Genomic DNA, 17,916 nt, shown 5'->3' on the forward strand with positions numbered 1-17,916 from the left:
TATGCCCCCGCCACTGAGTAAACCGCTGGCCTCCTCCTGGGTCAGCCGATTCAAGGAACAAAGTCTGGAGCGTGGCCGCCGCTACGCGCTGGAAAACCGGGTGCGATTCGTGCAGGTCGGCGACGCGACCATTACCGCCAGCTGCGAAGGCTCTGGCGGTAACGTCTACCGTCAGACGATTCACCTGCGCGAGTCAGCCAAAGGCACGCTGCTGATGGTCGACGCCACCTGCACCTGCCCGGTTCACAGCAACTGCAAACACTGTGCGGCGGTATTGCTGCAAGTGCAGGAAACCCTCGAATACCCCGCCGCTGCCAAAGACGCCGAACTGCTGGAAAAACTCCAGGCCGTGCTGGAAAACCGCAGCCCGAAGGCGCCACCGCAAGTGCTGGTGGACAACGTGCAACCGGTGCCGCGTCTGTGGCTGGCGAGTGTCGAGTTCAGCGCGTTCGAGCCGCGCAACGGCAAGATGCAGCGTTACATCCAGCATCGTGCGGCGCTGTCCTTCAGCTACCTCGACGAATACGTCAGCGGGCAAAAGAACAGTGACATCCTGATTCGCCAGGAAGCCCAGACCCTACGGGTCAAACGCCATCCGGACGTCGAACAGAGCTACCGCGAGCAACTGCGAATTCTCGGGTTCCGCATCGCCACCCGCCAGAGCAAGGCTCTACCGGAAAGCGCCGGCGAACTCTACGAGATGGTCAACGACAGCGCCTGGCTGACCTTCACCCTCAACGATCTGCCGAAGCTGCGCACCCAGGGCTGGGAGCTGCTGGTCGACGATGAATTCGGTTTCGACCTGACCGCCGTCGACGACTGGTACGCCACCGTCGAGCAGGCGCCGGAACGCGACTGGTTCGATCTGGAGCTGGGGATCATCGTCAACGGTGAGCGCCTGAGCCTGCTGCCGATCCTGCTCAATCTGATGCGCTCGCACACGGAAATCCTCAACCCGGAACGTCTCGCCCGCCGTCGCGACGATGAACTGATTCTGGTGAACATCCCGCAACGCAACAGCGAGCACGGACCGCTGCAAGTCGCCCTGCCCCTCGGCCGGCTGAAACCGGTGCTGGCGACCCTTGGCGAGTTTTATTTGCAGGAGCCGGGCGAAACCACCCTGCGACTGAGCAAGGCCGACGCCACACGCCTGAATTCGCTGGAAGGCATTCCCCTGCTCTGGGAGGGTGGCGAGCAGATTCGCAGCTTCGCCCAGCGCTTGCGCGACATCCGTGATTACAGCGCCAAAGCACCGAAGGGGCTGAATGCAACGCTGCGTCCTTATCAGCTCGAAGGCTTGAGCTGGATGCAGTCGCTGCGGCAACTTGAGGTCGGCGGGATTCTCGCGGACGACATGGGCCTGGGCAAAACCCTACAGACCCTGGCGCATATTCTCAGCGAGAAGAACGCCGGGCGCCTGGATCGGCCCTGCATGGTGGTAATGCCCACAAGCCTGATCCCCAACTGGCTGGACGAAGCGGCGCACTTCACGCCACAGCTCAAGGTGGTGGCCCTGTACGGTGCCAGCCGTAAAAAGCATTTCGAGCATCTGGCCGATTACGACCTGATCCTCACCACTTATGCACTGCTGCCCAAGGATGTCGAACGTCTGGCCCAGCAGCCGCTGCATGTACTGGTGCTGGATGAGGCGCAGTACATCAAGAACCCGAATAGCAAAGCCGCCCAGGCTGCCCGTGAACTCAATGCTCGTCAGCGCCTGTGCCTGAGCGGAACGCCGCTGGAAAACCACTTGGGCGAACTGTGGTCGCTGTTTCACTTCCTGTTGCCCGGCTGGCTCGGCGACGTCAAAAGCTTCAACGCCGATTACCGCGTGCCGATCGAAAAGCGCGCCAGCGAAGTCAGACTTCAGCACCTCAACGGTCGGATCAAACCGTTCCTGCTGCGCCGCACCAAGGAACAGGTTGCGACCGAGCTGCCGCCAAAAACCGAGATCATTCACTGGGTCGAACTCAACGAGGCCCAGCGCGACGTGTACGAAACCATGCGCCTGGCCATGGACAAGAAGGTTCGCGACGAGATCACCCGCAAAGGTGTGGCACGCAGCCAGATCATCATTCTCGAGGCGTTGCTCAAGCTGCGGCAGGTCTGCTGCGACTTGCGCCTGGTCAACGACGCCACCCTGCCCGCTCGCGGCAGCACATCGGGCAAGCTCGACAGCCTGATGGAAATGCTCGAGGAGTTGTTTGAGGAAGGCCGGCGGATTCTGCTGTTCTCGCAGTTCACTTCGATGCTGTCACTGATCGAGGACGAGCTGAAAAAACGCAATGTCGCGTATGCGCTGTTGACGGGACAGACTCGTGATCGGCGTACACCGGTGAAGGAATTCCAGAGCGGCAAGCGTCAGATCTTTCTCATCAGCCTGAAGGCTGGCGGTGTGGGTCTGAACCTGACGGAAGCGGACACGGTGATTCACTACGATCCGTGGTGGAACCCGGCGACGGAGAATCAGGCAACCGACCGTGCGTATCGCATTGGTCAGGAGAAGCCGGTGTTCGTCTACAAGATGATTGCCCGGGGCACGGTCGAAGAGAAAATTCAGCACTTGCAGCGGGAAAAATCCGACCTGGCAGCCGGCGTGCTGGACGGGCGCAAGGCCGGGGACTGGAAGTTGCAGAGTGATGATATCGAGGCGCTGTTTGCGCCGTTGCCGGACAAGTTTGAAAAGCGCTGAGATCTTCGTCGGCGATCAGATCGATTCGCGGGCAAGCCCGCTCCCACAGGTTTAGCGTGACCTCTGTGGGAGCGGGCTTGCCCGCGAAAGGCTCGACTCGGTTTCGAGCCAGACTCAGCCCTTGAGTACGCGCGCCAGGGTCGACTTCACCTTGCCCATGCCATCGTGCAACGCCTGCTCGATCTCGGCCATGGTGATCACGTCAGTGGTCTTGCCCGCCGCCGGGTTTACCACCAGCGACAGACAGGCGTAATCCAGATCCAGCTCGCGGGCCAGAGCCGCTTCCGGCATACCGGTCATGCCAACGATGTCGCAACCGTCACGCTCCAGACGCACGATTTCAGCCACGGTTTCCAACCGCGGGCCCTGTGTGCAGGCATAAACGCCTTGATCGCTGTATTCGCAACCTTCGGCAGCCAACGCAGCAATCAGTTGCTGACGCAGCGGTTCGCTGTAAGGAAAACTGAAGTCGATGTGTGTGACATGTTCCAGGTCATCGGCGAAAAAGGTGTGCTCGCGACCGCTGGTGTAGTCCACGATCTGATGCGGCACGCAGAAATGTCCGGTGCCCATTGCAGGATGAATCCCACCCACAGCGTTGACCGCGATGATCGCTTCGGCCCCGGCCTGCTTCAACGCCCACAGGTTGGCGCGATAGTTGACCTTGTGCGGCGGGAAGCGATGCGGGTGACCGTGGCGAGCGAGGAACAGCACTTCCTTGCCGGCGTATTCACCAATCTGAACTTCGGCCGATGGCGCGCCATAAGGCGTATCCACCGCCAGCGACTGACGAATGCTCAGGCCTTCCAGCTGGGTCAGGCCGGTGCCGCCGATGATTGCGTAAACCGTCATAGCGAAAAATCCTTAATCGATCAGTTGAGCGTCTTTGAGCGCGCCGACAGCGGTCAGCCAGCGCGGATCCTGACGGTATTCGGTATTGGCGAATGCCTGACCGCGCATGCGCGCGATGCGCGGCGACGGCTTGACCTTCATGCGTTGCGCCGCGCTCAAGGCCAGCTCGGCGGCCGCGCGGTCGTTGCAGACCAGGCCCATGTCGCAACCGGCGCTGAGAGCCGCTTCGATACGGCTGGCGGCGTCGCCAACCACATGGGCGCCGGCCATCGACAGGTCATCGCTGAAGATCACGCCGTCGAATTGCAGCTCGCCGCGCAGGATGTCCTGCAGCCAGCGCCGGGAGAAACCGGCGGGCTGTGCGTCGATTTGAGGGTAAATAACGTGGGCCGGCATGACGGCGGCCAGTTGCTTGCTGAGTCTGGCGAACGGCACGAGGTCGTTGGCGCGGATCTCTTCGAGGCTGCGTTCGTCGTTGGGGATTGCGACGTGAGAATCGGCTTCCGCCCAGCCGTGGCCAGGGAAATGCTTGCCGGTGGCGGCCATGCCGGCGCTGTTCATGCCTTTGATGAACGCACCTGCGAGCAATGCGGCGCGCTCCGGATCACCTTCAAACGAGCGAGTGCCGACGACGGCGCTGCGCTGGTAATCCAGATCCAGCACCGGCGCGAAGCTCAGGTCGAGTCCGACCGCCAGCACTTCTGTAGCCATGATCCAGCCACACTGCTCTGCCAGATACTCGGCATTCGGGTTATCAGCAATCGCCCGCATGGCCGGCAGACGCACAAAGCCCTGACGCAGGCGCTGGACGCGACCGCCTTCCTGGTCCACCGCCAGCAACAGATCCGGGCGAATGGCACGGATCGCCGCGCTCAGCTCGCGCACCTGACGCGGGTGCTCGATGTTACGGGCAAAAATGATCAGGCCGCCCACTTCGGGCTGGCGCAACAATTGGCGATCTTCGGCCGTCAGCCAGGTACCGGCGACGTCCACCATCAACGAGCCTTGCAGGCCAGCAGTCATAGAGATTCCTTGAAAACGAAAAACCCGTCGCCCACGAAATCACCACCTGGGGCATTGCCCGGCGGGTCGGTGATTTCAATGAGAAACGGGTTCAGAACGAGAGTCGACATGGGCGGCTAGCTTAGCGGATGTCAGCTGCCGCGCCCACCCATGGACGGTTAAACCTTGGCAGGTGCCGGCGCGGATTTGCTGCGTGGTCGCAACTGCGCGGTAGCCATGGCCACGTCGGTGACACCAGTTTCGGCACGCATGCCGGCTGCCAGGAACGGCACCATCAGACGCATCACCTGCTCAATGGAGGTGTTGACGCCGAAATCGGTCTCGGCGATCGCGCGCAAGGCCTTGATACCCGACATGCTGAATGCCGCAGCGCCAAGCATGAAGTGCACGCGCCAGAACAGTTCGATCGGAGGAATGCGCGGCGCGGCTTCGTTTACCAGCAACATGTAGCGACGGAAAACCTTGCCGTACATGTCTTCCAGGTAACGCCGCAAGTGGCCCTGGCTCTGACTGAATGCCAGACCGAGCAAACGCATGAAGATCGACAGATCGTTGCCGCTGCGCGGCTGAACCACCAGCGCTTGCTCGACGAGGATTTCCAGCAGCTCTTCGAGTGAAGGCTTGTTCTCTGGCTTGGCCTGGCGGCGCTCCAGCTCCTTGTCGAGGCTGATGCAGAAAGGACCGAGGAAGCGCGAAAAAACCGCCTGGATCAGCGCCTTCTTCGAGCCGAAGTGATAGTTCACCGCAGCGAGGTTGACCCCTGCCTTGCTGGTGATCAGACGCAATGAGGTTTCAGCGAAACCTTTTTCCGCGAACAGCTGTTCTGCAGCATCAAGAATGCGTTCAACGGTTTCCGACTGGGCCATGGCTACTCCGCCTGACAAACACTTGTTTGAAACATACGTTTCAGCCTATGCCTTGTCAAGCCTGCCAGTTCGTTTTGGGAATGGTCGGTCAGTTATTTAACCACAACAAGGACGCCACATTAATCAGCGTCGTCACTGACCGTCCGGCGGCATGGCAAAAAACGATCATTGCCAAGACCGCTTCACTGTATATAATCCCAGTCACTGTATAAAAAGACAGAGCGATCAATATGCTTAAGCTGACGCCACGCCAAGCCGAGATTCTGGCCTTTATCAAACGCTGCCTCGAAGACAACGGCTACCCGCCGACCCGTGCGGAAATCGCTCAGGAACTGGGTTTCAAATCGCCCAACGCGGCCGAAGAGCATCTCAAGGCGCTCGCCCGCAAAGGCGCGATCGAGATGACTCCCGGTGCCTCTCGCGGCATTCGAATCCCTGGCTTCGAAGCCAAGGTCGACGAGTCCACCCTGCCGATCATCGGTCGCGTGGCTGCCGGCGCGCCGATTCTCGCTCAACAGCACATCGAAGAGTCCTGCAACATCAACCCGGCCTTCTTTCATCCGCGCGCCGACTACCTGTTGCGCGTCCACGGCATGAGCATGAAGGACATCGGTATTTTCGACGGCGATCTGCTGGCGGTTCACACCACCCGCGAGGCACGCAACGGCCAGATCGTGGTTGCGCGGATCGGCGACGAAGTCACCGTCAAACGCTTCAAGCGTGACGGCAGCAAAGTCTGGCTGATTGCCGAAAACCCCGAGTTCGCCCCTATCGAAGTCAACCTGAAAGACCAGGAACTGGTCATCGAAGGCTTGAGTGTCGGCGTCATCCGCCGCTAAAGGAGGCTTTATGCAGTTCCCACAAACACCTCAGCAAACACAACTGCCGTTGTTCGAAGCATTTCTGGCGCAACCGCTCGCCCCCATCCTCAAGGATGTCGTCGAGCGTCCGTGGAATACCGAACCCGAAGCGTTCAGTGAGCTGTCACTGCGTGGCGCAGCCGGGAACTGCCTGAACCTGCTGGCACCTATTCTTCGCGAATTGAGTGAGGATCAAGACGCACGCTGGCTGACCCTGATTGCACCGCCCGCCAGCCTGACCCAGACCTGGCTGAGGGACGCAGGATTGAATCGCGAACGCATCCTGCTGTTACAACCGCGCGGCGCTCAAAGCGCTCAGCAACTGGCCTGCGAAGCATTACGCCTGGGCCGCAGCCACACGGTCGTCACGTGGCTGAATCCACTGAGCGCAGGATCACGGCAACAGCTGATCAGCGCCGCCCGTACCGGGGACGCTCAAAGTCTGAACATTCGTTTGGGGTGATTCAGCAACAATGCGCGCCATGTAAAGCGCAGGGCTTCTCCAGGGATAGAGAAGCCGATCTGGAGCAGTAACTGACAGACAGCGGATCAATGAAGAACCCGCGGCCCCTCATCCTTATCGAATTCGCCTTCAACCATACGCCCCGCCATTTGCACGCCGACGCTCAACATCGCTTTGGCAATTTCAACGTGCTGGCCCTGCAGAAACGCCTTGGCATCCTCGGAGAAATCCAGAGTCACCAGAGAACCCTCGTCCTCGGCCCTGCGCAGTTCGATTCGGCCGTCTGGTAGCTCGACAATTTCTAGAAAGGACGTTGGCATATAGGTCTGTTCTCCACGAAAGGCAGGGATTATATAGACATCATTCAGGCTTCGCTCGGGATCTTGACCAGCAGCACGCCTCTCGTCGTCGCCAGTCCACAGCTCCTCAGCACTCGTTCAAGCCTTCACGGAAACGGATCGCCAGCCCCTTGAGGTTCTGCCGCCAGCTCTCGAGCTCTTCGCGGCTCAGCTCTTCAACCGCCTCTTCTTCATCCAGATTCACCGCCTGAATCAACGGCTGCGTCACATCGCCCTTCGGCTTGTGTGGCAGCCGTGGTGGCTGAAACAGCGCCGAGTGCGCGGTCAGCAATTTAGACAGCCAGGTTTCCGGATTGCCCGCCAGCTCAATCATCTCCGCCAGCTCAGGAATGGCAATCGACTCCAGCACTTCGCGGGTCAGCAGGGTTTCCGCCCGTGACGCATTGGCTTGCGGCAGACGATAGAAGCCGGCGATTTCATGACACAGCCCCAACAACGCACCGTAGAGATGAAACAGTGCGGATTCGCGCCCGGCCTGAATCAGCGCCAGCGAGTTCATCGCCCGCCCCTCTTCAGCCCTGGCCAGCGCTTCCAGCGACAAACCCGCGAAATAGATCTTCTGATTGGTACGGGTATAGAGCTCGTGGGCCATGTCGGCACTCTCCACAACGAAATAATTGCTTCACACAGGCCGGACAGTGTCATGGATCAGCCGATCCGACCGCAAGCATTAAACAAAAAGGCCGCATGAAAACCCGAAGGTTGTCATGCGGCCTTTTGTGTTGAAGATGCCCAGTCAGGGCACCTTTAGATCAGCGCTTGCTCAAGCCTTGGCTTTTGCCGGACGCTTGTCTTCGACCGTCCATTTGCCACCGTCAAAGAACGCTTTCCAGCCAGTCGGCTTGCCGTCGACTTCGGTCTGAACGTATTGCTCCTTGGTCTTGCGGCTATAGCGGATCACGGCTGGCAGGCCATCCGGATCCTTCTGCGGCGCTTCGCACAGGAAGTGATACTTCGGATCGATCTCATCCTTGTGCGGCAGAATCTCGATCACCAGCGGAGCACGGGTCTCGCGGTTTTTCGGGAACTGACTGGCGGCCAGGAACAAACCGGACGCACCGTCACGCAGGATGTAGGTGTCGTTGACCTTTTCGCATTTCAGCTCAGGCATCTTCACCGGATCCATCTTCGGCGGCGCCGCATCACCGCTCTTCAGCAGCTTGCGGGTGTTCTTGCACGTCGGGTTGGTGCAACCGAAGAACTTGCCGAAACGGCCGGTCTTGAGCTGCATCTCGCTGCCGCATTTGTCGCATTCCAGGCTCGGACCTTCATAGCCCTTGATGCGGTAGCTGCCTTCTTCGATTTCGTAGCCGGCGCAATCCGGGTTGTTACCGCAGATGTGCAGCTTGCGCTTCTCGTCGAGCAGGTAGGCGTCCATCGCCGTGCTGCAGATCGGGCAGCGATGCTTGCCGCGCAGTACCAGGGATTCCGACTCGCCCTCGTCGTCCGCAGCGATTTCATCGCCCGGCACCAGGTTGACGGTGGCCTTGCAGCGCTCTTTCGGCGGCAGGCTGTAGCCCGAGCAACCGAGGAACACGCCGGTCGACGCAGTACGAATCTGCATCGGACGGCCGCAGGTGGTGCATGGAATGTCGGTCATTACCGGCTGGTTGGCGCGCATGCCGGCTTCCGGGTTTTCAGCCACTTCGAGTTTTTTCTTGAAGTCGCCGTAGAACTCGTCCAGCACGTTTTTCCAGTCGCGCTCGCCCTGAGCCACGTCATCGAGATTCTCTTCCATGCCGGCGGTGAAGCCGTAGTCCATGAGATTCGAGAAGCTTTCCGACAGACGCTCGGTGACGATGTCGCCCATCTTTTCCGAATAGAAGCGACGGTTGTGCAGGGTCACATAACCGCGATCCTGAATGGTCGAGATGATCGCAGCGTAAGTCGAAGGACGGCCGATGCCGCGTTTTTCCATTTCCTTCACCAGGCTGGCTTCCGAATAACGGGCCGGCGGCTTGGTGAAGTGCTGGGACGGATCGAGCTTGATCAGCTTCATCACGTCGCCCTGCGCCATGTCCGGCAGAACGTCATCGTCGCCAGGCTTGGTGATTTGCGGCAGCACGCGGGTGTAACCGTCGAACTTCAGGATGCGGCCCTTGGCGCGCAGCTCGAAGTCGCCGGCAGCGACGCTGACGGTAGTCGACAGGTATTGCGCCGGCAGCATCTGGCAAGCCAGGAACTGGCGCCAGATCAGCTCGTAGAGTCGCTCAGCGTCGCGCTCCATGCCGGCCAGCTTGGCGGGCGTGGTGTTGGCGTCGGAAGGACGAATCGCTTCGTGAGCCTCTTGTGCGCCTTCCTTGCTGCTGTAGACGTTCGGCGACTCCGGCAGGTATTTCTTGCCGAACTCGGTTTCGATGTAATCGCGCGCCATCGCCACGGCATCAGCCGAGAGGTTGGTCGAGTCGGTACGCATATAAGTGATGTAGCCGGCTTCGTACAGACGCTGGGCCATCATCATGGTTTTCTTCACACCGAAGCCCAGACGGTTGCTCGCGGCCTGTTGCAGTGTGGAGGTGATGAACGGTGCCGACGGCTTGCTGCTGGTCGGTTTGTCTTCACGCTTGACGATGCTGTAGCTGGAGGATTTGAGCTTCTCCAGCGCGGCCGTCGCCTGCGCTTCATTCAGCGGCTTGAAGGCTTCGCCTTTCTCGCGAGCCACTTCGAAACGCACGGTCGAACCCTTGGCGGTGCCGAGGTCGGCGTGCACTTCCCAGTACTCTTCCGGGTTGAACGCACGAATCTCACGCTCACGCTCGACCACCAGTTTCACGGCAACCGATTGCACACGACCGGCGGACAGGCCACGGGCGATCTTGGCCCACAACAGCGGCGAAACCATGTAGCCGACGACACGATCGAGGAAACGACGGGCCTGCTGCGCATTCACTCGATCGATGTCGAGTTCGCCCGGCTCCGAGAAGGCTTCCTGAATCGCCTTTTTGGTGATTTCGTTGAACACCACGCGCTTGTAACGGCTGTCGTCACCACCGATGGCTTCGCGCAGGTGCCAGGCAATGGCTTCCCCCTCGCGATCCAAGTCGGTTGCGAGATAGATGGTGTCAGCATCTTTGGCGAGCCGGCGCAGCTCTTCGATGACCTTTTCCTTCCCCGGGAGGATCTCGTACTTGGCTTTCCAGCCATGATCGGGATCGACACCCATGCGCGAGACCAGCTGCTTGCGCGCCTTCTCTTTCGGCGACAGCGCTGGCGCTTCGCCCGCAGCAGCCTTGCCGCGCTTGGCGGCAGGCTCCTTGCTGGCGCTAGCCGAACCGCTGGTGGGCAGGTCTCGGATATGGCCGATACTCGACTTCACCACGTATTGGTTGCCCAGATACTTGTTGATGGTCTTGGCCTTAGCCGGGGATTCCACAATGACCAGCGATTTGCCCATGGATCAGAAAATTCCTGAATTCTAGAAGTGAAAGGCGGTTGGCGCCTGACGCGGCACCGCTATATATAGTGGCTACAAGGTGAGGTCAAGCGCAGGGTTTTGCGCGCACTCGCCTTACGGCTTCGAAAAAAGGCTCGGTTCGGCTTGCACCAAAGCAAAGCGTGGGACCTGCTCCCCGTCAACCTCGACGGACTCCAGGAACATGCTCAAGGGACGTACCCAAAAGCCGTAATCGCCATACAGGGCTTGGTAAAAGACCACTTCTTCTTCGGTCTCGGAATGCCGCGCAACACTGAAGACGCGGTACTGCGGACCTTTGTAATGTTGGTAGAGCCCAGGTTGTATCGGCATGCTTCGGCCCTCACTCAAATTTTTTCAAAAAAAAAAACAAAAATTAATCCGCAAAAACAAAAACCGGGGCACTTGGCCCCGGCTTCCATCGACGAGACGCTTAAACGCGTTCGAAGACGGTGGAGATGCCTTGGCCGAGGCCAATGCACATGGTGGCCACCCCGAAGGTGCCGCCATTCTGCTTCATCACGTTCAGCAAGGTGCCGGAAATACGGGCACCGGAGCAACCGAACGGGTGACCCAGGGCGATCGCGCCGCCGTGCAGGTTAACCTTCTCATTCATCTTGTCGAGCACTTTCAGGTCTTTCAGCACTGGCAGGGCCTGTGCGGCGAACGCTTCGTTGAGCTCGAAGAAGTCGATATCGTTGATACCCAGGCCGGCACGTTTCAGTGCTTTCTGAGTAGCCGGTACCGGACCATAGCCCATGATGGCCGGGTCCACACCCGCTACCGCCATCGAGCGAATCACCGCCAGAGGCTGGATGCCCAGGTCCTGTGCACGCTGCGCCGACATCACGATCATGCACGAAGCACCGTCGGTGATCTGCGACGAAGTACCGGCCGTCACGGTGCCGCCCTTTGGATTGAACGCCGGCTTCAGAGCCGCCAGACTTTCCAGGGTGGTTTCCGGACGAATGGTTTCGTCGTAGTCGAAGGTTTTCAGGAAACCGTTCTCGTCGTAACCCTGCATCGGGATGATTTCGTCCTTGAACTTGCCTTCCACAGTCGCTTTATGAGCGAGCTGGTGGGAACGCACGCCAAAGGCGTCCTGCTGTTCGCGAGTGATGCCGTGCATTTTGCCCAGCATTTCAGCGGTCAGGCCCATCATGCCCGAGGCTTTCGCCGCGTACAGGGACATGTGCGGGTTCGGATCGACACCGTGCATCATGCTCACGTGACCCATATGCTCGACGCCGCCAACCACGAACACGTCACCGTTACCGGTCATGATCGCTTGCGCAGCAGTGTGCAGCGCGCTCATCGACGAGCCGCACAGACGGCTGACGGTCTGGCCGGCCGAGGTGTGTGGGATCTGGGTCATCAGCGACGCCATGCGCGCGATGTTCCAGCCTTGTTCCAGGGTCTGGTTCACACAGCCCCAGATCACGTCCTCGACTTCGGCAGGATCGACCTTGGTGTTGCGTTCCAGCAGTTTGCTGATCAGGTGCGCCGACATGTCTTCGGCGCGGGTATTGCGGTGCATGCCGCCCTTGGAGCGGCCCATCGGAGTACGACCGAAGTCGACAATCACGACGTCTCTAGGATTCAAGCTCATAAGTTCACTCTCACTCTAGTTGGGGGCGCTTAACCGAAGAAGCTCTGGCCGTTCTTGGCCATTTCACGCAGCTTCGCGGTCGGGTGGTACAGCGCGCCCAAATCAGCGTACTGGTCGGCCAGGGCAACGAACTCGGCAACACCGATCGAGTCGATGTAGCGCAGCGCACCGCCACGGAATGGAGGGAAACCAATACCGTAGACCAGACCCATGTCGGCTTCGGCGGCGGTTTCGACGATGCCGTCTTCCAGGCAACGCACGGTTTCAAGGCACAGCGGGATCATCATCCAGTTGATGATGTCTTCGTCAGTGACTTCGCGCTGCTCGTAGACGATCGGCTTGAGCACTTCCAGTACCGACGGGTCGGCGACTTTCTTCTGCTTGCCTTTCTTGTCGGCCTCGTAGGCATAGAAGCCCTTGCCGTTCTTCTGACCCAGACGCTTGGCTTCGTAAAGCACGTCGATGGCCGAACGACGGTCGTCCTTCATGCGATCCGGGAAGCCTTCAGCCATCACGTCACGACCGTGGTGGCCGGTGTCGATGCCGACCACGTCCATCAGGTATGCCGGGCCCATCGGCCAGCCGAATTTTTCCATGATCTTGTCGATACGGACGAAGTCCACACCGGCGCTGACCAGCTTGGCGAAACCGCCGAAGTACGGAAACAGTACGCGGTTGACCAGGAAGCCCGGGCAGTCGTTGACGACGATCGGGTTCTTGCCCATTTTCTTGGCGTAGGCAACGGTGGTGGCGATGGCCAACTCACTGGACTTCTCGCCACGGATCACTTCCACCAGCGGCATCATGTGCACCGGGTTGAAGAAGTGCATGCCGACGAAGTTTTCCGGACGCTTGAGGGCCTTGGCCAGCAGGCTGATGGAAATGGTCGAAGTATTGGACGCGAGGATGGTGTCCTCTTTGACCTTATCTTCGACTTCCGCCAGAACGGCTTGCTTGACTTTCGGGTTCTCGACCACGGCTTCAACGACCAGGTCGACGTGACCGAAATCACCGTAGGACAGAGTCGGACGAATGCCGTTGAGCACTTCAGCCATTTTCGCGGCGGTCATGCGGCCTTTATCAACGCGACCGACCAGCAGCTTGGCGGCTTCAGCAAGACCTTGCTCGATGCCGTGCTCGTTGATGTCCTTCATCAGGATCGGCGTACCTTTGGAGGCCGACTGATAGGCGATACCGCCACCCATGATGCCGGCGCCCAGTACGGCAGCCTGCTTCACGTCCTTGGCGATTTCGTCGTAGGCCTTGGCCTTTTTCTTCAGCTCCTGATCGTTCAGGAACAGACCGATCAAGCTCTGCGCGGCAGAGGTCTTGGCCAGTTTCACGAAACCTGCGGCTTCGACTTCCAGCGCCTTGTCACGACCGAAGTTCGCGGCTTTCTGGATGGTCTTGATCGCTTCGACCGGGGCCGGGTAGTTCGGGCCAGCCTGGCCAGCCACGAAACCTTTGGCGGTTTCGAAAGCCATCATTTGTTCAATGGCGTTCAGCTTGAGCTTTTCCAGCTTGGGCTGGCGCTTGGCCTTGTAGTCGAACTCGCCGGAGACGGCGCGCTTGATCAGCTCAAGGGCGGCATCCTGCAGTTTTTCAGGGGCAACCACGGCATCGACAGCGCCGACTTTCAGCGCGTCTTCAGGACGGTTTTCCTTGCCGGCGGCAATCCACTCGATGGCGTTGTCGGCACCGATCAGGCGCGGCAGACGCACAGTACCGCCGAAGCCCGGGTAGATGCCCAGTTTGACTTCCGGCAGACCGATCTTGGCCTTGGTCGACATGACGCGGTAGTCCGCTGCCAGGCACATTTCCAGACCGCCACCCAGGGCGATGCCATTGATCGCGGCGACGGTCGGAACGTTGAGGTCTTCGAAATCGCTGAAGATCTTGTTGGCTTCGAGATTGCCAGCAACCAGCTCGGCATCCGGCAGCTTGAAGTTGTCGACAAATTCGGTGATGTCGGCGCCGACGATGAACACGTCCTTGCCACTGCTGACGATCACGCCCTTGATCGAAGCATCTGCCTTGATGGTGTCTACGGCCTGACGCAGTTCGTTCAGGGTAAGACGGTTGAACTTGTTGACGGACTCACCCTTGAGGTCGAATTTCAATTCGACGATGCCACTTTCAAGAGCTTTAACCGTGATGGCTTTACCTTCGTAAATCATCAACTGATCTCCACGATATGGAAGCTGAACAGTACACGTCGGACGCAGGCAAATGGCTCGGCAGGACGTTTTTTCGTCGATGCTGACACCCATCCACCCGGCACACCCGCCAACGCGATAGTCGGGATTCTGTAGGAGCAGTCTGCAATACAAACGCTCAATTCATACGCCCGTTTGATTTGGGTACGCCACCTTCACGGAATTTCCGACAATTGTCAATCGCCCTAAATACGGGTTGAAATGCGACTTTGCGGTCATTTCTGTAAGACGCAGCCCGGCCACACACGCTTGCATGTGAGGTCATTCATAGGATTAATAGTTAGAAAAGTCGCCCTAATTCACCGCAAGCCTTGTTTAACAGGCTACGCTGGCTGGACTACGAAGGAAAACAGGCGCAGATTTGCTGACCGGATGACTCCGGTTCACCGCCAAAAAGAATTTCCGGCCTGCCTGGCCAACCCCGCCCGATGAATCATGTCGGGCTTTTTATTGCGCGTCTGCCGGACGTTTCGCACCGTTGCAGCGCGAAAAGTCCGCAAGTCATGCCAGCGCTTTCAGCGTGGCATCAATCTCCAGCAAAACCGACGCGTCCCCCTTCTCGCCCCAATAGAGGGCGATCATCTGCTTGTCGGCCTCGACCTTGAAAACGTTGCCCGGCAATTTTTCAAAATGATTCAGCAGCAGTGGATCCTCACAGACTTCCTGCCACTGATTCACCCAAACCCCCGGGGATTTCTGCCAATACGTCCAGCACGCCGGCTGCTTGCCACGGCGTGGCCGATGGTATTGCGCGCACGGGTTTGGCGGCTCCTGGCTCAGCCAGTGCGGCCACTCCTGGGGCGCCAGCTGCATGGCCAGCCCAATACGCCGGGCCTCCGTGCGCAAGGCTATCCGGCCACTCTGTGCCCGTGACGGACGCAACCACGCCAGCGGACTCAACACCACCAGCAGGATTGACACCACCAGCCAGACCGTCATATCTCTACTCCCGATTCTTGATGAGCCCATTGCGTCACTTTGGAACCAATGCGCTTGAAACCAGCCATACTTACCAATATTGATCCCTCACGAGGAGCACCTCATGCCCTACCACCATATCCTGGTCGCCGTAGATCTGACCGAAGAGTGCGACCCTGTGATCCACCGCGCCCGAGAGCTGTCGGTGAGCAATGGCGCCAAGCTGTCGCTGGTGCATATCGTCGAACCGATGGCCATGGCCTTCGGCGGTGACGTGCCGATGGATCTGTCACAACTGCAACAACAGCAGTTCGATCAGGCCAAGGAACGCCTCGAACGCTTGAAGCACAAGTACACCGAGCTCGAAGGCGCCAACTGCCACCTGACCTACGGCCAGCCGCGTCAGGAAATCCACCATTTCGCCAAGGAACAGGAATGCGACCTGATCGTGGTCGGCAGCCATGGCCGACATGGTCTGGCGCTGCTGCTGGGCTCGACCGCCAATGACGTGCTGCACGGCGCACCTTGCGATGTGCTGGCGGTGCACCTGGTCAAGCGCTGATTCCACTCTCTTGTGAAAAGCTAAAAAAGCCCGACGCCCATCACTGGACGCCGGGCTTTTTCATGCCTTGAAACAATCAGGCGTCCAGCTCGGCCCAACGCTCCAGCAGCGTATCCAGCTCAGCCTGCAACTGCTCCAGCGAAGCAATCACCTTGGCCGTCTCGGCCGGCGGACGCTGATAGAAGCCGGCCTCAGCCATTTCAGCCTCGACAGCAGCAATCTGCTGTTCTTTAGCGTCGATGTCGCCCGGCAGCGCTTCCAGCTCGCGTTGAAGCTTGTAGCTCAACTTCTTCTTCGCAGCCGGGGCCGCAGCAACCGGCGCAGCGACCGGAGCCGGTTCGGCAGTGACCACCGCCGAATTCAGGTCGGCCTTGCCGGATTTGCTTTCAGTCACACCCAGCAGACGCGGCGAACCGCCCTGACGAATCCAGTCCTGATAGCCGCCGACGTATTCGCGAACCTTGCCCTCACCTTCGAAGACCAGCGTGCTGGTGACCACGTTATCGAGGAATGCCCGGTCGTGGCTGACCATCAGCACAGTGCCGTTGAAGGTCAGCAGCACTTCTTCGAGCAGCTCGAGGGTTTCCACGTCGAGGTCGTTGGTCGGTTCGTCGAGTACCAGCAGGTTCGCCGGTTTGCTGAACAGTTTGGCCAGCAACAGACGCGCACGCTCGCCACCGGACAACGCCTTCACCGGCGTGCGGGCACGCTGCGGGCTGAACAGGAAGTCGCCGAGGTAGCTCAGCACGTGGCGGCTCTGGCCGTCGATGTCGATGAAGTCGCGACCTTCGGCGACGTTATCGATCACGGTCTTTTCCAGATCCAGCTGATGACGCAACTGGTCGAAGTAGGCCACGTCGATCTTGGTGCCCTCTTCCACTTTGCCGCTGGTCGGTTGCAGACCGCTGAGCATCAGTTTCAGCAGGGTGGTCTTGCCGGTACCGTTGGCGCCGAGCAGACCGATCCGGTCGCCGCGCTGCAGCACCATGGAGAAATCACGAATCAGGAACGGACCGCCCGGATGCGCGAAGCTCACATTATCCAGCACCATCACCTGCTTGCCGGACTTCTCCGCTGTTTCCAGCTGGATGTTGGCCTTGCCGGTGCGCTCGCGACGCTCGCTGCGCTCGACGCGCAATGCTTTCAGCGCACGTACGCGGCCTTCGTTACGGGTGCGGCGGGCCTTGATGCCCTGGCGAATCCACACTTCTTCCTGGGCCAGACGCTTGTCGAACAGCGCGTTGGCGGTTTCTTCGGCGGCCAGTGCGGCTTCTTTATGGACGAGGAAACTGGCGTAGTCGCCGTTCCAGTCGATCAGGCCGCCGCGATCCAGTTCGAGGATGCGGGTGGCGAGATTTTGCAGGAAGGAACGGTCGTGCGTGATGAACAGCACGGCGCCCTGGAAATCCTTCAACGCTTCTTCAAGCCAGGCAATCGCACCGATATCCAGGTGGTTGGTTGGCTCGTCGAGCAGCAGCAGATCCGGCTCGGACACCAGCGCCTGCGCCAGCAGGACGCGACGACGCCAGCCGCCGGACAGTTCGGCGAGGGTCTTGTCGGCCGGCAGTTGCAGGCGGCTCAGGGTGCTGTCGACCAGGGTCTGCAAGCGCCAGCCATCGCGGGCTTCGAGGTCGTGCTGGACGTGCATCAGCTTGTCCAGATCGGCATCGGTGACGATGTTCTGGCTCAGGTGATGGTATTCGGCGAGCAAGGCGCCGACGCCGTCGAGGCCTTCGGCGACCACGTCGAACACAGTCCGCTCGTCGGCCACCGGCAATTCCTGTGGCAATTCACCGATTTTCAGACCGGGGGCACGCCACACCGAACCGTCATCAGGCTTCTGGTCGCCCTTGACCAGTTTCATCATGCTGGATTTGCCAGTGCCGTTGCGGCCGATGATGCACACCCGCTCACCACGGGCGATCTGCCAGGACACCTTGTCCAACAACGGCATCGCGCCGAATGCAAGGGACACATCGCTGAATTTGAGCAGGGTCATGAGCTTCTCCAAAAACCGGGCGCGCATTCTACCTGAATCGGGGCCCGAGCAGGCCGGCAATTTCGCCGCTGACGCACTCTGCACA

15 protein-coding genes are annotated in these 17,916 nt (G+C 59.7%); 4 read left to right on the plus strand and 11 right to left on the minus strand.

The features are described 5' to 3' along the window. The first annotated feature begins 1 nt into the window (after window position 1). Window positions 2-2,692 (plus strand): DEAD/DEAH box helicase, encoded by a 2,691-nt coding sequence (locus tag KJY40_RS19975; RefSeq protein ID WP_230732142.1) that lies wholly within the window; start codon window positions 2-4, stop codon window positions 2,690-2,692. A 114-nt stretch (window positions 2,693-2,806) separates the two neighbouring features. Here KJY40_RS19975 and KJY40_RS19980 read toward each other — a convergent pair whose 3' ends face one another. From KJY40_RS19980 to KJY40_RS19990, 3 genes are all read right to left on the minus strand, one after another. Next, window positions 2,807-3,544 (minus strand): S-methyl-5'-thioinosine phosphorylase, encoded by a 738-nt coding sequence (locus KJY40_RS19980; RefSeq protein WP_230732157.1) that lies wholly within the window; start codon window positions 3,542-3,544, stop codon window positions 2,807-2,809. 12 nt (window positions 3,545-3,556) lie between these two features. After that, on the minus strand, window positions 3,557-4,567 hold the full coding sequence (nagZ, locus tag KJY40_RS19985) for a beta-N-acetylhexosaminidase (protein ID WP_230732160.1): 1,011 nt from the start codon (window positions 4,565-4,567) through the stop codon (window positions 3,557-3,559). A 158-nt stretch (window positions 4,568-4,725) separates the two neighbouring features. Then, the gene (locus tag KJY40_RS19990; protein WP_230732163.1) at window positions 4,726-5,433 is read right to left on the minus strand and encodes a TetR/AcrR family transcriptional regulator; all 708 of its coding nucleotides are present in this window, start codon (window positions 5,431-5,433) and stop codon (window positions 4,726-4,728) included. 230 nt (window positions 5,434-5,663) lie between these two features. Between KJY40_RS19990 and lexA the strand changes: the two genes are divergently transcribed. Next, on the plus strand, window positions 5,664-6,272 hold the full coding sequence (gene lexA / locus KJY40_RS19995) for a transcriptional repressor LexA (protein WP_007953044.1): 609 nt from the start codon (window positions 5,664-5,666) through the stop codon (window positions 6,270-6,272). 10 nt (window positions 6,273-6,282) lie between these two features. Further along, entirely contained in the window at window positions 6,283-6,756 is a 474-nt protein-coding gene (sulA, locus tag KJY40_RS20000; protein ID WP_230732166.1) for an SOS-induced cell division inhibitor SulA, read from the plus strand. A gap of 86 nt (window positions 6,757-6,842) precedes the next feature. On the opposite strand, the gene KJY40_RS20005 is transcribed toward sulA, so the two are convergent. From KJY40_RS20005 to KJY40_RS20035, 7 genes are all read right to left on the minus strand, one after another. Beyond that, complete coding sequence (locus KJY40_RS20005) at window positions 6,843-7,076, minus strand: hypothetical protein (protein ID WP_007953047.1); 234 nt, start codon at window positions 7,074-7,076, stop codon at window positions 6,843-6,845. Window positions 7,077-7,182: 106 nt separating this feature from the next. After that, window positions 7,183-7,707 carry a DUF6586 family protein gene (locus KJY40_RS20010; protein WP_230732169.1) on the minus strand — a complete coding sequence of 175 codons (525 nt, stop codon included), beginning with the start codon at window positions 7,705-7,707 and terminating at the stop codon, window positions 7,183-7,185. Window positions 7,708-7,878: 171 nt separating this feature from the next. Further along, on the minus strand, window positions 7,879-10,509 hold the full coding sequence (topA, locus tag KJY40_RS20015) for a type I DNA topoisomerase (RefSeq protein ID WP_192561810.1): 2,631 nt from the start codon (window positions 10,507-10,509) through the stop codon (window positions 7,879-7,881). Between the two features lie 114 nt (window positions 10,510-10,623). Then, on the minus strand, window positions 10,624-10,860 hold the full coding sequence (locus KJY40_RS20020; RefSeq protein ID WP_007953059.1) for a DUF1653 domain-containing protein: 237 nt from the start codon (window positions 10,858-10,860) through the stop codon (window positions 10,624-10,626). Between the two features lie 100 nt (window positions 10,861-10,960). Beyond that, a complete protein-coding gene (gene fadA, locus KJY40_RS20025; protein WP_007953060.1) occupies window positions 10,961-12,136 on the minus strand; it encodes an acetyl-CoA C-acyltransferase FadA in 1,176 nt (391 codons plus the stop codon). A 29-nt stretch (window positions 12,137-12,165) separates the two neighbouring features. Then, complete coding sequence (fadB, locus tag KJY40_RS20030; protein ID WP_007953061.1) at window positions 12,166-14,313, minus strand: fatty acid oxidation complex subunit alpha FadB; 2,148 nt, start codon at window positions 14,311-14,313, stop codon at window positions 12,166-12,168. Between the two features lie 540 nt (window positions 14,314-14,853). Continuing rightward, window positions 14,854-15,291, minus strand: a complete 438-nt coding sequence (locus KJY40_RS20035; protein WP_011335196.1) for a hypothetical protein — start codon at window positions 15,289-15,291, stop codon at window positions 14,854-14,856. 103 nt (window positions 15,292-15,394) lie between these two features. On the opposite strand from KJY40_RS20035, the gene KJY40_RS20040 reads away from it, so the two are divergent. After that, complete coding sequence (locus tag KJY40_RS20040; protein ID WP_007953063.1) at window positions 15,395-15,832, plus strand: universal stress protein; 438 nt, start codon at window positions 15,395-15,397, stop codon at window positions 15,830-15,832. Window positions 15,833-15,908: 76 nt separating this feature from the next. Here KJY40_RS20040 and KJY40_RS20045 read toward each other — a convergent pair whose 3' ends face one another. After that, a complete protein-coding gene (locus KJY40_RS20045; RefSeq protein WP_230732190.1) occupies window positions 15,909-17,831 on the minus strand; it encodes an ATP-binding cassette domain-containing protein in 1,923 nt (640 codons plus the stop codon). Between the last annotated feature and the right edge of the window lie 85 nt (window positions 17,832-17,916).

It is taken from the genome of Pseudomonas fitomaticsae (assembly GCF_021018765.1).
In the GTDB taxonomy this organism is placed as follows: domain Bacteria; phylum Pseudomonadota; class Gammaproteobacteria; order Pseudomonadales; family Pseudomonadaceae; genus Aquipseudomonas; species Aquipseudomonas fitomaticsae.